The organism is Acinetobacter bouvetii, assembly GCF_902753875.1.
In the GTDB taxonomy this organism is placed as follows: domain Bacteria; phylum Pseudomonadota; class Gammaproteobacteria; order Pseudomonadales; family Moraxellaceae; genus Acinetobacter; species Acinetobacter bouvetii_A.
Genome location: NZ_CADDTS010000022.1, coordinates 97,152 through 111,701 on the forward strand (window position 1 = coordinate 97,152; position 14,550 = coordinate 111,701).

Genomic DNA, 14,550 nt, shown 5'->3' on the forward strand with positions numbered 1-14,550 from the left:
GGGCTGTTTCTTTGTTTCTATATTAGTCTAAAAGTCATTAAATTACTTATTTTCAGGGATATCCTTTGCATTGTCTTTTTCGCTATATTGAGCATAAGAAAAGGGGGATGGTTAGTGTCAGAATTAGAAACAATTTTACCAGTGCCGGTTCTAGTGGTTGAGGATGAAGATCTGATACAGGAACGATTAAGGCTTATCTTGACAGAACTGGGCTATAACGATGAGATGCTCATTTTTGCTAAAAATTTACAGCAAGCCTTTTTGGAAATAGATCAGCAACCTATATCTTTGGCTTTGGTCGATCTTGGGTTACCTGATGGCAATGGCATAGAATTAATAGAAAAATTACGCGCATTGGATAGTAATGTGCTGATCTTGGTGATTTCTGCATGGAGTACTCAGGAGAGCTTATTTTCCGCGATTAAAGCCGGAGCGACGGGCTATGTTTTAAAAGAACGTGATGATGCTGAAGTCTTATTGGCGATTCGCAGTATTTTACGTGGAGGCGCGCCGATAGACCCATTTATTGCCCAAGAAATTTTAAAGCAAATATCTGCTCAAGCCATCCCAACAGCCAGTGATGAAAAATCAACGGATCAAGATGCAGATCTGTTAACCAGTCGTGAAACCGAAATACTGGATCTGGTTGCCCAAGGGATGAGTAATCGCGAAATTGCAGAACAATTGAATGTGTCAAAATATACGGTTGAAAGTCATATCAAACATATTTACCGAAAATTATCAGTAACCAAAAGAACCAAAGCTGTTATTGCAGCACGAACCTTAGGTATTTTATGAGCCGGTTCATTTTGCGCTATTTGGGTATTTTCGTACTCTGTTTATTCAGTCAGATCAGTTATGCGGTAATTGTTGAAAAAATTAATGCACAGTGTTCTGTGTATATTGATTCAATAACAACGGTAAAAACTTCTTCTGAAACTGTTTTACCTCAGCAGGGTTGGGAAGCTGTCAATTTACCTGATCAATGGAAAAAGCGCTGGCATAATTATAATGGTGGGGCCTGGTATAAGATTGAGTGGAACTGGTCTTGTAAAAATAACGCTAAACTTGCAGAACCTATCGCCTTTTTTCTTGATTATATTAATTCTGCTGGTGCTGTTTATTTAAATGGTGATTTGATTTGGAAAAATCAGAATCTCAAAGAACCTTTATCTAAAAACTGGAATGTACCAAACTACTGGATTTTACCACGTGCCGGTTTAAATGCTGAAGAAAATGAAATTTTGATTTATGTACGAGGTAATGCTTTTCAATCTCCTGGATTGGGAGGTATAGCTTTTAATGATGTACAGACAATTTATGAAATGCATCAGAGCACAATTTGGGAACGTAGAACCTTATTTCAAATTAATATTATTCTATCCATCACATTTGGTGTGATCTGTCTGGTGATCTGGTTATTAAGACCAAAAGAAACTGCATTTGGATGGTTTGCCTTAAGTTCATTATTGTGGGTATTGTTTATTTCAAATGTTTTGACCACTGAAACATATCCTTTTCCAACCGGCTTAATGGCAGCGCAATTTAATTTGATGTTCTTTGTATTGTATATCATCAGTTTTTGCATTTATTTATTAAGGTTTATTCAAAAGTATTTAGGCAAAATCGAGTCTTTTGTATTTGTTGTAACTGCATTTGCAATCTTGGCGATTTTTATTACGCCCGTAGAACATGTTTATTTTGTTTTTTCACTGATATTTGTGGCTTATATCGGCATTTTTTTACTTACCTCAGCATATATTTGTTATCAAGCTATTTGTTCGCGAAGAATAGATTATATATTTTTGTCCATTTGTCTGGTTGGTATTGTTTTTTTTGCCCTATTTGACCTTTTTTTATTATCAACCTATATAGGTAAGGGCGCTCGACCATTATCTCCTTATACAGCCCCGATTATTACTTTTTTTGTAGTGGTAATATTGGGTACAAGATTGGCTAGAAATATTAAAAAAGTAGAAGCATTTAATGCTCAGCTTGAAGAAAAAATTCAACAGGTAAGTGAAGATTTAAGTTCCAGTTTAAATGAAAAACACCAACTAGAGCTTGAAAATGTCAAATTACAAGAAAGAATACATTTATCTCATGATTTGCATGATGGTTTAGGAGCTTCTTTGGTTCGTTCCATGATTTTGGTAGATCAGAGTAAGCATGCAATTTCAAATAAACAGTTTTTATCCATGCTGAAACTCTTAAGAGATGATTTAAGGCAAATTATAGATAGTGGTGCTGCTGCTGATAATAAAATTCCTGTCAGCCCGGTATTATGGGTGGCACCGGTTCGCCATCGTTTTAGTCAGCTGATGGATGAGCTGGATATTGATTCAAAATGGAGTGTGCCTCGTGAATGGCAAGCAATTCCGACCGCTTTACAGTGTCTGACCATGATCCGTGTACTCGAAGAAAGCCTGACCAATGTGCTTAAACATAGTCAGGCAACAAAAGTAAAAATTTCGATGGTATATTTAACAGAAAAGCAGTTTGTTTTAAGCATTGAAGATAATGGAGTCGGGTTTGATTCCGATTGTGTAATTCAGCAGGGATTAAGTATTGGGATGCGTAGTATGAAGACACGTTTAGAACGTATTGGTGCAGATTTTATATTGTCTTCTAAGCCGGGTTGTACACTTATTCAGGCAATTGTGCAGTTAAAATAACAGTTTAAATCTTAGATGCACGTATTGGTTTTAAACCATTTTTATGAAGAGATTTTGAATAAAATAAGGGGAAAGCTAAATTTCCCCTTATTTTTGTATCGATTTAAAATCTATTTATTCTTCATCTGTAGCAGGTAACAGCATCAGAATGGATTCATTTAATAGATTTACGATGTCTTCTAGCATGTCAGGATCATATAGGCTTTCATCCAGTAGTACCGGATTGCCATCTGCCATCTGTTTTAAAACAGGAGCAAAGGCTTCTGAAATACAAATACCTTCACCATTGGCCCAAAACAGCAATTCGCCTTCAGCTTCGGTATAAAGCAGGCGTGATGCTGGCTCGAGCATGAGTGAATAGCCTTGATCTAAAGCTTCTTCCAAGTCACCTGTACCAACGGCTTCGGCTTCTGGAATATTTTCCGGATATTTGGATTCGGACATCAGACTCATCAGTGCATCTTCAAGCACAGTCGGATTTTGCAACTGAGCTAAAAGCTCGGTTTTAAGATATTCAAGCTCGTTCTGTGTAATCTGCCCAATTGAACTGACTTTGTCACGCAGGATGTCTTTCAGCGGATTTTTAAGCAATTGATCAGCGGCAAATTTATCACTGACCCGATCCATCATTTCAGCTACATTCGGCATACGGAAACCGAAGGAGAAGGTCAGGCAGTCGTCTTCTGCGACGCCGTAATGAGACAAGCCCGGCGGTACATACAATAAATCGCCCGGTGCGAGTACTTCATCAAAATTCACGTCCATGTCTGGCAGTAATTTTAAAGGCTGGCCTGCAACAAATTCAGTTGAAGCATCGCACATTTGTCCTAATTGCCAACGACGGTGACCATAACCCTGTACCAGAAACACGTCATAAAAATCGAAGTGTTTGCCGACTGAACCGCCTTTGGGGGCATAAGATACCATAATGTCATCACGGCGCCACTGTGGAATAAAGGGAAATTTTTTCCATAGTTCAGCCAAATCAAAAGAATAATGATCGACCGCCTGAACCAAAAGCGTCCAGAGTTTCGGCATTTTTTGGAAATCCGCTTTAATTAAAGGCGAAGATTTCACTGACCATTGGTTGGGATCTTTATCTTTTTGCTTGATGAGGCGGGCTGTGACATTTTCGTCCAGCGCCAGTTCCATCACATCATTCGGTTCTAAAAGATGGGCAATTTCAGGCATTGCACCACGCACAAGCAGCGGTTTTTTTTGCCAATATTCGGCAAGGAACTGCTCCGCGGTAATTCCGCCTAAGACGTCTAAAGTTTGGGACATGAAGATTACTGCAAATAAAAATTATGTTATTTTCGCTTGAGACGTTGGATGGTGCAAGTTATAAAACCTGCACCTGTTATCTTATAAGCGTTCTAATAATCCATGTTCTTTTAATGCTTGATAAGTTTTTTCTGCATAATCCATTACAGTGCTACAGAGTGTTCCTGGGCGTATCATTGACCAGACTTCACTATGTGATTGCCAGTTAAAAGGGTACTTTTGGTCAATATAGTATGGCCACCATTCACTTTTTTTAACTTTATCTGTGCTAAATGTTTCAGTCATGATTTGAAAAATTTCTATCCATAATTCTGGGGCCTTAAAAGTCGCCTCTTTTCTTGAGAGACCCCAAAAAAAATCGCCATAATTATTGGCATAAAATTGAACAATATAATTGATGTGCTGATGTGGTTGCTCAAAACATATATTTAAACCTGTAGCTTTGTCTCGTGAAAAACTTCCATTGACATACCAGTTTTTCTTTTTGCAGGCATTGATTAACTGAATTTCAAATTCCTTAACTAACTGATCTTGGATTTTATCTTTAGCTGCAATAATTTCAAACGTAGCTTTAATATAATCATCATTTGCTGAGATCAGATTAAGTAAACTTTGTTGTTCAGACATATCTTCTATTCCTGAAAATTGTTTTGTAATAAAGATGATAAAGGCGGTTAAAAATGAATTAACCTTTTCATTAATAGATTTAGATTTGCAATGATTAAGCCATTCAACTAATTGAAGATAAGACAATTTAGTAAAAAAATTTTGGGATTGCAACTCAGTGAATTGGTTTAATGAAATGCTGATAGGGCTAGGATCATTATTATTTCCTGTCAAATAGATAATATGCCATTTATTGTTTTTGTGCCTTTGAGATATTTCCTTTGCATAGTCTGCTAACTGATTTTTTTGGTCAGCAGCATAAGGCTTATTTTCAATACAAATCCCAAATTTATCAGTGTGATCAGCGAAAGGAATTTGGATATAAATATCCATACGTCTTTGTGTATTATTTCTAAAAGTTTTAACTTCTGTACTGACCTCTGCTTGAGTTAAATCTAATTGTTTATAAGTTGGTGCATTAGATAATTGCGCTAAAAATAGTTCGAGAAAGCTAGTCCCTTGCGCATGATCACCTTGAGGGTTAAGGAGATCAGCTATTATTCGGCTTAACATCATTTCATCTGTCGAAATATAGTTAAAGATAGAAAAATCTGTTGCAAGCTGTTTGGCATAGCGTTTACGTGCAGTTTCAAGAATTCTTAATTCCTGAGAGACGTTTTTTAGTAATGTCTCAACGTTTTGATTCATGTGTTGTCCTTATGAGCTATTACCTTATAGCCATGTTCACGTGTGTAATTTTGTTCGCAAAAATTTTGTTGTAATAAAATTTCAACTAATTGTTTCGCCTCATTATATCCAATCAATAATTGCCTTTGTATGATGGAAATAGAGACATAACCAGAAATTAGACTTAGTTTTTTAGCCCTATTTATATTTTCTGTGTTCATGACGAGTAATTACCTAATTCGTTGTTAGATAGGGTAGGATTCTGTTGTCCAGTGCTTTTCAAACGTATGACGATAATGCTGACGTTGTCATAAGCTTTGCAATGTTCAAGTTTTATTTTTATCTGCTTTAGCCAGTCTTTAATAGAAATAGTGGGATTTAATAAAGGCCATTCATGACATTCCAAAATGTCATGGACACCATCGCTACAAAGTACAATCGCTTCATTTTCAGTTAGGTACTCTTCTAAATAATTCTGATCGTTTACAAGGTGTGATGAGTCTGCACAGAAAAATTCTGTCAAAATATTATAAATACTTGCATAATTTTGCCCCGATTTAAGTTCTCCTTTCTCTCGTAATTCTTCTAAATGCGTATGATCACGAGTCAAGCAAAACCATCTTGGAAATTTTTGTGCTAAAGAGTACAGATAGGCACGGCTATTGCCCAAATGCTTAATACTTAAAAAATTGCTTTGTGTATGATGGATCAAGGCTAGAGTTGTACTTGCCCCCATGCTTTGATGATCAGAGGAAAATGCAAGGCTAAATTGATTCTGAATGTATTCAAAGTTGATGGGGATTGAATTTTTGAATGCAGTAGAGGTGAGTTGTAATATTTTTTTTGAAGCCTGAGCTGCTTTAGGGCTTTGACTAACTCCATCTGCAATTGCAGCGCACCATTCTTGCTCTGTATCATAAACGCAGCGCTTGGTGATGAGTCCATTGTGCTGTATCACTTTATTGTCAATCAGTATAGCATCCTGCTGATGAGGTGCTCTAGCTTTCCATGTAAAACCTTGAATTTCAAAAAAAGTTTTTTTCATAAACTGCTCTATAAAGTTGTCTGCAAAGCTTTTACGCTTTGAAACTATGCTTTACGTCGCAATTTATGAAAATAATTATAAAATTAAGGAACTAAAATATTCAATTGACGTAAGATGTGACACAGCTGAATCATTGGCATGCCCATCAGGGTAGTCTGGTCTTGGCCAATCATCTGCTCAAACAGGCTGATCCCCAAACTTTCACATTTAAAACTCCCAGCACACATTAAAGGCTGTTCAACTTCAATATAGCGTTCAATTTCAGCCAAACCGAGTTTGCGGAATTTAACCTTGTAATGTTCAACCAGAGTGTGTTCAAAACCGGTTGAAAGCTGTTGCACACTTAAGGCGGTACTGAAATATACGATTTTATCGGAGTTGGCCTGCAACTGTTTGACCGCTTTTTCTACGGTCAACGGTTTGCCAATAAAGATATCCGGTGCGCCTTCACGCCAAGCGACTTGATCAGAGCCAATCACGATCGCTTCTGGATGTTGTTCTGCAATCGCTTTAGCTTTTTCAAATGCCAGTCGTTTGGCTAAATGATCTGCATGATTTTCACCGCGAGGCGATTCATCAATATTGGGAACGATGCTTTGATAATCGATATGAAGACGATCCATCAAATCTTTACGGGTTTGACTGCTGGAAGCCAGAATTATTTGGGGAGTACTCATTACACTGCATATTCCATAAGCACATCAAGCGGAACATAAGAAAGCACAGCTCGATGGCAAGCTTGAATTTTAATGGGAGGGGCCATACCGGCTTGGTACGCTTCAACCCAACGGGTCACACAAATACACCAGAAATCCCCCGGCTCTAACCCCGGAAAATCAACTTCTGGAAGTGGTGTGATCAAGTCATTACCAACTTTTTGAGAGAAATTCAGAAACTCAGCGGTCATTTGTGCACACATGGTGTGCTGACCTAGATCTGTCGTCGCAGTATGACAAAAGCCGTTACGAAAATAACCTGTAATAGGAGAGTAGCAACAGCTTGCCAAGGGTTCGCCTAAAACGTTCAAGCGATTGATATTTGGATCTGGGTGTATAGACATAAGCTCTAAATCATTATGTGGCTTTTGACTATGATAATCAAAACTTTGCCTTTCGACAGCTTTTATGCAAAAGATGCTAACCTTTTTCTACATAATCATTTAAAATCGGTGCGTTTTTTATATCTATAAAGTGAGCTATACATGAACTTTCAGCGTATGACTGACCTGGATTTGGCAGGTAAGCGTGTACTAATTCGTGAAGATTTAAACGTTCCTGTTAAAAACGGTGTGATTACCAGTGATGCACGCCTGCGCGCAGCATTACCTACAATTAAAGCTGCTCTGGAAAAAGGGGCTGCTGTAATGGTTTACTCACACCTTGGTCGTCCAGTTGAAGGTGAGCCAAAACCTGAGCAATCTTTAGCGCCAGTTGCAGCCTATTTAACTGAAGCTTTGGGTCAAGACGTTAAACTGTTCACTGACTATTTAGACGGTGTTGAAGTTGCGGCAGGTCAAGTGGTACTTCTTGAAAACTGCCGTTTCAATGTGGGTGAAAAGAAAAACAATCCTGAACTTGCACAAAAATACGCAGCGCTTTGCGATGTATTTGTGATGGATGCGTTCGGTACTGCACACCGTGCAGAAGCTTCAACTGAAGGTGTAGCGCGTTTCGCGAAAGTAGCAGCAGCTGGTCCATTATTGGCAGCTGAGCTGGATGCTTTGGGTCGTGCACTTAAAACACCTGAAAAGCCAATGGTTGCCATTGTTGCAGGTTCTAAAGTTTCAACAAAACTAGACGTATTAACTTCACTTTCAGACATTTGCGATCAAATTATCGTAGGTGGTGGTATTGCTAATACCTTCTTGGCTGCTGCTGGCTACAATGTTGGTAAATCATTGTGTGAAAATGATTTGATCGACACAGCCAAAGCCATTGCTGCAAAAGTTTCAGTTCCACTTCCTACAGATGTCGTTGTAGCTGATGCATCAGAAATTGATTTTGCTGACTTCTTAGGTTCTTTAGCTGCTGCAAAAGCAGTTGTGAAGAAAGTAGAAGATGTTGCAGACAACGACATGATTTTGGATGTTGGTCCAGAAACAGCTAAAGCTTTTGCTGAAATCTTGAAAACGTCAAAAACGATTCTTTGGAATGGTCCTGTAGGCGTATTTGAAGTGGATCAATTTGGTGAAGGTACTAAAGCCTTGTCTTTGGCAATCGCTGAATCTGCTGGCTTCTCTATCGCGGGTGGTGGTGATACTTTGGCTGCAATTGATAAATACGAAGTTGCAGACAAGATTGGGTATATCTCGACTGGTGGTGGTGCATTCCTTGAATTTGTGGAAGGCAAAACACTTCCAGCGGTTGCTGTGCTTTTAGAACGTGCTTAATTCAGCCGTCTAGCTGCAATCAAAAGGTTGACTTCGGTCAGCCTTTTTTCATGCCTATTTCATTTTAGCGATTCATTTTTTAGTCATCAAAATGAAATATAACTGAAATAAAATTTCGCTCATTAGATCTCCTACCGTAGGAATATGTGATGAACTTGAAATTAACACTTGCAGCTCTCGTAATTTTACCTTTGACTTTGACTGCTTGTGCCAAGAAAGAAGAAGCACCTAAAACTGAAACTGCCGCTTCTGCAGCAGTAGATGAGCAAACTACACCTGAACAGCAAAAAGCGATTGATGCACTGGATAAGCCAGTTCTGGATGAAAAAAATACGGATGTTCCGGCTGAAGTGGCGAATGCATCAGCAGATGAAGCAACTGCAGCGACAGATGAGGTGGCTTCTACAGCAACTGCACAATAAGTTTGTGGTTTTTTATTTAAAAGTCCCTGCATAAGCAGGGATTTTTTTTGAAATAGTGTGTTTAGTTGCTGAATTGCAACCTGAGTCCATGTAGAATATGGCGCATTACCTGGGAGGATATTATGGCTCTAATCTCAATGCGCCAGCTCTTGGATCACGCTGCAGAACACAACTACGGCGTACCAGCGTTTAACGTAAACAACTTAGAACAAATGCGCGCAATTATGTTAGCCGCAGACGAAACGAATTCACCTGTTATTGTTCAAGCATCAGCAGGTGCGCGTAAATATGCAGGCGCTCCATTCTTACGTCACCTTATTTTAGCTGCAATTGAAGAATGGCCACATATTCCAGTGGTTATGCATCAAGATCATGGTACTGACCCTGATGTATGCCAACGCTCTATCCAGTTGGGCTTTTCATCTGTAATGATGGATGGTTCATTAGGTGCAGACGGTAAAACACCTACAAGTTACGAATACAACGTAGACGTGACTCGTCGTACAGTCCAAATGGCGCACGCTTGTGGTGTTTCAGTTGAAGGTGAAATTGGTTGCTTGGGTAGCCTTGAAACCGGTATGGCGGGTGAAGAAGATGGCGTAGGCGCTGAAGGCGTTCTTGACCACTCTCAACTGCTGACTTCTGTAGAAGAAGCACGTTCGTTCGTTGCTGATACCAATGTAGATGCCTTGGCGATTGCGGTAGGTACCTCACACGGTGCGTACAAATTCACTCGTCCACCTACAGGTGATATCCTGGCGATTGACCGTATTAAAGAAATTCATTCGGCATTGCCAAATACCCATCTTGTGATGCACGGTTCAAGCTCAGTGCCACAAGAATGGTTAGCTGTAATCAATGAATTCGGTGGCGACATCAAAGAAACTTATGGTGTGCCTGTTGAACAATTGGTTGAAGCAATCAAACATGGTGTGCGTAAAATCAATATCGACACTGACTTGCGTTTGGCTTCAACTGGTGCAATGCGCCGTATGATGGCTGAAAAACCAAGCGAATTCGACCCACGTAAATTCTTTGCTGCAACTGTAGATGCAATGAAACAAATCTGTGTAGATCGTTATACAGCGTTTGGTACAGCGGGTCATGCTGATCAGATTCGTCCAATTTCTTTAGAGAAAATGGTGAATCGTTATAAATAATCGTGACTGATTATCTATAATCTAAAGCCCACATTGATTGTGGGCTTTTCTGTATCTAACCTGTTAAAAATAAGGTAAAAGATGGAACTTATATTGGCTGCAGCATGCTGTAGTGTGGTGATTTCAATTCTTTTAAAGCAGTGTAAAGCTAAAGGTTTTGATTCATTACAAATGATTGTCTGGAATTATGCCTCTGCAGCGCTGCTATGCTTTTTATGGTTTAAGCCAGATTTGCAGCATGTTTCAGTCATGGATACGCCGTGGTGGCTCATTGTGGCTTTAGGTGTTCTGTTACCCAGTATTTTCTTGTGTCTAGCAAAATCCTTGCAATATGCCGGCATTATAAAAACCGAAATCGCCCAGCGTTTATCGGTGGTTTTATCGTTATTGGCTGCATTTTTTATTTTTCAGGAACAGTTTACTACGCTGAAAATCATCGGGATTGGACTCGGTATTTCAGCAGTATTGAGTATTCTATTTTCACATCAAAAAGCAGAACAAGGGCAGTCATTTTCAAAGCAGGGCCTGCTTTATTTAGCCTTGGTCTGGTCAGGATATGCCTTGATTGATGTCTTGCTTAAATACACCACAGGCCTGGGCGTGCAGTTTGCTGTTGCCTTGAATTTAATGTTTATCTGTGCCTTTATCCTGTCTTTGGCGTATATTGCCGTGACAACAAAAACAGCGGGTAGTACAAAGAATATTCTGGCTGGGTTGGGTCTGGGAATTTTAAATTTCGCCAATATTGCCTTGTATGTCAAAGCGCACATGCTGTTAAAAGACACACCTGCAATCGTGTTTGCAGGTATGAACATTCTGGTGGTGATTCTGGGAGCTTTAAGCGGCTTAGTCATTTTTAAAGAAAAATTAAAACCAGCCACGGCTTTGGGGTTGGCTTTGGGATTAGCCAGTGTTATTTGCTTAGCTTATGCCATGACTGTTTAAGATAGCTGGATAAAAAAATCAAAGGATGCTGAAGAAAATCTTCCTTTTCTGCCAGTCCCAGCAGTATGCCATTTTGATGGCAGTCAGGACAGCTCGGATAGTGGTGATCTTCTGGTTGATAGAGGTGAAGATAGTATTGTTTGCAATGATGACACTCAAACTTCATGGGCATAGACATAAGCAAAGACATGGTTCACCTCTTCAAGATTTACATCGCGATATCTAGATATGAAGCAAGAAATAGACCAAAAAACAGACAATTTGAAAATGATAAATAAGTCTGCAAGAGATTGTGTGGTGAGTTATTTGAGATAGATTTAAGGCCTTATCACATAAGGCCTTTTGATTTAATTACGGACGTTGAAAGCGTTGTAAGGTATCTTGCAAATAGTAATTAGCCATAGCTACAGGATGTTTAATTACATCCTGCACTTCAATAGTGCCCTGAAGCTGACCCGGTTGGTGGCAATGAGGGCATTTGGGATATGTCGCCAAAATAGCATCTGCCGTGTATTTGTGCATATAAACCGTTTTGCATGATGAACATTTAAACTTTATCGGCATTTTAGGAGCAGCAAGCATAGTATAGGTACTACCGTATATTTTTTGCGCAAATATACCTGAATCTTGTTGCAAAAATAAGACCCGAAATGACATAAAAGGGGCTGATTAACCCCTTTTATTGTAATTAATCGTTAATTAGAGCTGAGTGAAAATTTCTTCACGGTTTAGGCGTGATTTTGGCAGTTGAGCATTAAAGTCAGTTTCACTGCGGTAGCCGAGGGTCATAAGCACCGATGGAATTAAACCTCTTTCATCTAATCCCAATTCCTGATTAATGATCTGCTCATCAAATCCACCTATAGGCGTAGCATCAACACCTTCAATACCAGCAGCAAGCAACAGCTGACCCAGTGCAATAAAGGTCTGGTTTTCCGCCCAGCGCTGAATGTCGCCTTTTTCATTGCGATAATAATCCACATAACCGCTACGGCTGTCCTTTTGTCCCTGTTTGGCTTTTTCATCTTTAAAACGGCCACTCAGGTCATCCTGAGTGAGCAGGGTCGCTAAGTGTTGTTCTGAAATGTCTGCTTTGGTACAGAACAGGATGGTATGTGAAGAATCTAAAACTTTAGGCGCATTGTAGGCGTATTTTCCGACCAGTGCTTTGGCAATGCGCTGTTTTGCGGCATTGTTATCTGCGATAAAAAAATGCCAGGGTTGAATGTTGATTGAGGATGGAGTCAGACGCAGGATTTCTAATAAACGCTCAAACTGTTGTTGGGGAATTTTTCGATTAGGATCATAGGCTTTGGTGGTGTAGCGTGATTTTGAAACGTTTAACAAATCCATGAATGCGGTCTCCACGATTGAATATGGATTTATTTTAACTGATTATTCAACAGAAAATCTTAGAACAAATCTTCCAATCTTTATACTTTGGCATGATCAGATGATTCCTAGAATGACGCAATCCTGTATTCCACGCCTAATATATTCTAAAAAATACACATCGTCGCGAATATAGATGACGTATCAATAGTCCTAACTTCCTCAATAAAATGAGTTATTCATAGTTATATACAATGACTAAATACGAAATCGATATTGGTACTTTGTGCTAAATGGCGTTTAATCAAACAATCACATCGCCTTTAGCTTGAGTCGGCCCATGATAGATTATACAAACCATTTTAAAAGACGATTACAAAGCCAGCAGCAGATTGGCTTGTGGGTAGGTCTGGCAGATGCTTATGGTACTGAAATTGCAGCCAATGCAGGCTATGACTGGCTACTCATTGACGGTGAGCATGCACCCAGTGATTTAAGAACGACACTTTCACAATTACAAAGTATTGCAGCATATCCATCACAGGCTGTGGTGCGTCCACCGATTGGTAGTGTGCAGCTGATCAAGCAACTTTTGGATATTGGGGCACAGACTTTATTGATTCCAATGGTGGAAACGGTTGAGCAAGCAGAGCTGATGGTGAAAGCAGTGCGATATCCGCCACAAGGGATTCGTGGTGTGGGTGCGGCCCTTGCGCGTGCTACGCGCTGGAATAGCATTCCTGACTATTATGCAACGGTGCATGAAAACATTTGTTTGCTCATTCAAATTGAGTCGGTCACAGGTCTGGAAAATCTGGATGACATTCTTAAAGTCGATGGTATTGATGGCGTGTTTATTGGCGCGGTCGATTTGTCTGCGACCATGGGCTATGAAGGTAACCCGAATCATCCTGCAGTACAGGAAGCGGTGATTGATGCCATTCAGCGTATTCGTGCAGCCGGTAAGGCAGCTGGAATTTTATCGACACAACATGAAGCCACGCAGAAGTATTTAGACTTAGGCACTGAATTTGTCGCTGTAGGTGTGGATACCAGTGTGCTCATGAATTCGCTGCGTGAACTTTTGGCCAAGTATAAAGATGGTGCGGAAGTGATGAAAACTGAGGGTGGTTATTAATCTCTAATATGAGCTTCTATAGTACGCAGTATGGAGTTTGAATGACTTTAGCTGTATGTAGAAGCTCAGTGATCAAAAATTGTCGTTAATAAGCCCAAGTCTTTAATTCTAATTTTACATTTTTTTGCTTAGGATCAATCTCTAAAATCTGGGCTTCATGTTCGCGCCAATCACCTAATACGATTCTTTGTTTATCTTGTAATTGATGAATTTCAGGACGATGAGTATGTCCATGAATCAACACATCCGCATCCTTTAATGCGAACTCAACGGCATCTGCATTGACATCCATAATGTCATAAGATTTGACTTGCTTGGTTTCAGCACTTTTTTTACGAAAGCCATTGGCAATTTTCTGTCTGAAACTTAAGGGTAAGTTTTTTAAAAAACCTAAAAGCAGCGGATTACGAATAATTTTACGGAATTTTTGATAAGAGACATCGTCGGTACAAAGCAGATCGCCATGTTCAAGACGAATGTGATAAGCCCCAATTGTTAAGTGATCAATATCTTGGAGTAGATGACCATTAAATTTATCTAGGAACTTTTGACCTAAGGCAAAATCTCGATTGCCGACTTGGAAATAGATTTGATTTCCGGCTTGATTAAACTCCTGCAAGGCATTAATGATTTCGTCTAACCACGGGGCAGTGAAGTCATCACCAATCCAGGCATTGAACCAGTCACCCAAAATATAGAGTTGGGTATTTCTATCTTTATAACTGTCTAATAAATCCAAAAACCCCCGAACGAGTCGAGGGTGTTCAGGTGACAAATGTAAATCTGATATAAACAGATAGGTCACGGATCTTTTCCTTGTCTTAAAATCCCTCCCAACCTCCCTTTGAAAAGGGAGGAGCACCGACA

The 14,550-nt window shown here is 39.5% G+C and carries 16 protein-coding genes; 7 read left to right on the forward strand and 9 right to left on the reverse strand.

Annotated elements, in window-relative coordinates:
• The first annotated feature begins 114 nt into the window (after nucleotides 1-114).
• Together FB6_RS05540 and FB6_RS05545 are read left to right on the forward strand one after the other, a co-directional pair.
• A complete protein-coding gene (locus FB6_RS05540; protein WP_174559044.1) occupies nucleotides 115-798 on the forward strand; it encodes a response regulator in 684 nt (227 codons plus the stop codon).
• On the forward strand, nucleotides 795-2,675 hold the full coding sequence (locus FB6_RS05545) for a sensor histidine kinase (protein WP_174559045.1): 1,881 nt from the start codon (nucleotides 795-797) through the stop codon (nucleotides 2,673-2,675). Before FB6_RS05540 ends, FB6_RS05545 begins: the two co-directional genes overlap by 4 nt.
• A 114-nt stretch (nucleotides 2,676-2,789) precedes the next feature.
• Here the strand turns inward: FB6_RS05545 and FB6_RS05550 are convergent, their stop codons facing one another.
• From FB6_RS05550 to FB6_RS05575, 6 genes are all read right to left on the reverse strand, one after another.
• Nucleotides 2,790-3,959 carry a ribosomal protein uL16 3-hydroxylase gene (locus FB6_RS05550; protein WP_174559046.1) on the reverse strand — a complete coding sequence of 390 codons (1,170 nt, stop codon included), beginning with the start codon at nucleotides 3,957-3,959 and terminating at the stop codon, nucleotides 2,790-2,792.
• 81 nt (nucleotides 3,960-4,040) lie between these two features.
• Nucleotides 4,041-5,273 (reverse strand): PD-(D/E)XK nuclease family protein, encoded by a 1,233-nt coding sequence (locus FB6_RS05555; protein WP_174559047.1) that lies wholly within the window; start codon nucleotides 5,271-5,273, stop codon nucleotides 4,041-4,043.
• Nucleotides 5,270-5,473 carry a DNA translocase FtsK gene (locus FB6_RS05560; protein WP_174559048.1) on the reverse strand — a complete coding sequence of 68 codons (204 nt, stop codon included), beginning with the start codon at nucleotides 5,471-5,473 and terminating at the stop codon, nucleotides 5,270-5,272. The genes FB6_RS05555 and FB6_RS05560 overlap by 4 nt, the downstream gene beginning before the upstream one ends.
• Entirely contained in the window at nucleotides 5,470-6,297 is an 828-nt protein-coding gene (locus tag FB6_RS05565; RefSeq protein WP_254592196.1) for a PP2C family protein-serine/threonine phosphatase, read from the reverse strand. Before FB6_RS05565 ends, FB6_RS05560 begins: the two co-directional genes overlap by 4 nt.
• A gap of 83 nt (nucleotides 6,298-6,380) precedes the next feature.
• A complete protein-coding gene (locus FB6_RS05570) occupies nucleotides 6,381-6,974 on the reverse strand; it encodes a Maf family protein (protein WP_174559049.1) in 594 nt (197 codons plus the stop codon).
• Nucleotides 6,974-7,357: a DUF2237 family protein gene (locus FB6_RS05575; protein ID WP_174559050.1), complete on the reverse strand. Its 384-nt coding sequence runs from the start codon at nucleotides 7,355-7,357 to the stop codon at nucleotides 6,974-6,976. Before FB6_RS05575 ends, FB6_RS05570 begins: the two co-directional genes overlap by 1 nt.
• Nucleotides 7,358-7,498: 141 nt before the next feature.
• On the opposite strand from FB6_RS05575, the gene FB6_RS05580 reads away from it, so the two are divergent.
• The 4 genes from FB6_RS05580 (at nucleotide 7,499) to FB6_RS05595 (ending at nucleotide 11,213) form a co-directional block, all read left to right on the forward strand.
• The gene (locus tag FB6_RS05580) at nucleotides 7,499-8,686 is read left to right on the forward strand and encodes a phosphoglycerate kinase (RefSeq protein ID WP_174559051.1); all 1,188 of its coding nucleotides are present in this window, start codon (nucleotides 7,499-7,501) and stop codon (nucleotides 8,684-8,686) included.
• A 149-nt stretch (nucleotides 8,687-8,835) separates the two neighbouring features.
• The gene (locus FB6_RS05585; RefSeq protein ID WP_174559052.1) at nucleotides 8,836-9,108 is read left to right on the forward strand and encodes a hypothetical protein; all 273 of its coding nucleotides are present in this window, start codon (nucleotides 8,836-8,838) and stop codon (nucleotides 9,106-9,108) included.
• A 122-nt stretch (nucleotides 9,109-9,230) separates the two neighbouring features.
• A complete protein-coding gene (gene fba, locus FB6_RS05590) occupies nucleotides 9,231-10,268 on the forward strand; it encodes a class II fructose-bisphosphate aldolase (RefSeq protein ID WP_174559053.1) in 1,038 nt (345 codons plus the stop codon).
• Nucleotides 10,269-10,349: 81 nt separating this feature from the next.
• Nucleotides 10,350-11,213 (forward strand): DMT family transporter, encoded by an 864-nt coding sequence (locus tag FB6_RS05595; RefSeq protein WP_174559054.1) that lies wholly within the window; start codon nucleotides 10,350-10,352, stop codon nucleotides 11,211-11,213.
• Between the two features lie 351 nt (nucleotides 11,214-11,564).
• On the opposite strand, the gene FB6_RS05600 is transcribed toward FB6_RS05595, so the two are convergent.
• Both FB6_RS05600 and nfsB read right to left on the reverse strand, forming a co-directional pair.
• Nucleotides 11,565-11,735 carry a hypothetical protein gene (locus FB6_RS05600; RefSeq protein WP_254592198.1) on the reverse strand — a complete coding sequence of 57 codons (171 nt, stop codon included), beginning with the start codon at nucleotides 11,733-11,735 and terminating at the stop codon, nucleotides 11,565-11,567.
• Nucleotides 11,736-11,912: 177 nt separating this feature from the next.
• Nucleotides 11,913-12,566: an oxygen-insensitive NAD(P)H nitroreductase gene (gene nfsB, locus FB6_RS05605; RefSeq protein ID WP_174559055.1), complete on the reverse strand. Its 654-nt coding sequence runs from the start codon at nucleotides 12,564-12,566 to the stop codon at nucleotides 11,913-11,915.
• 319 nt (nucleotides 12,567-12,885) lie between these two features.
• Here nfsB and hpaI point away from each other — a divergent pair, with 319 nt between their 5' ends.
• The gene (hpaI, locus tag FB6_RS05610) at nucleotides 12,886-13,683 is read left to right on the forward strand and encodes a 4-hydroxy-2-oxoheptanedioate aldolase (protein WP_174559056.1); all 798 of its coding nucleotides are present in this window, start codon (nucleotides 12,886-12,888) and stop codon (nucleotides 13,681-13,683) included.
• An 85-nt stretch (nucleotides 13,684-13,768) separates the two neighbouring features.
• Here the strand turns inward: hpaI and FB6_RS05615 are convergent, their stop codons facing one another.
• On the reverse strand, nucleotides 13,769-14,488 hold the full coding sequence (locus FB6_RS05615) for a UDP-2,3-diacylglucosamine diphosphatase (protein WP_174559057.1): 720 nt from the start codon (nucleotides 14,486-14,488) through the stop codon (nucleotides 13,769-13,771).
• Between the last annotated feature and the right edge of the window lie 62 nt (nucleotides 14,489-14,550).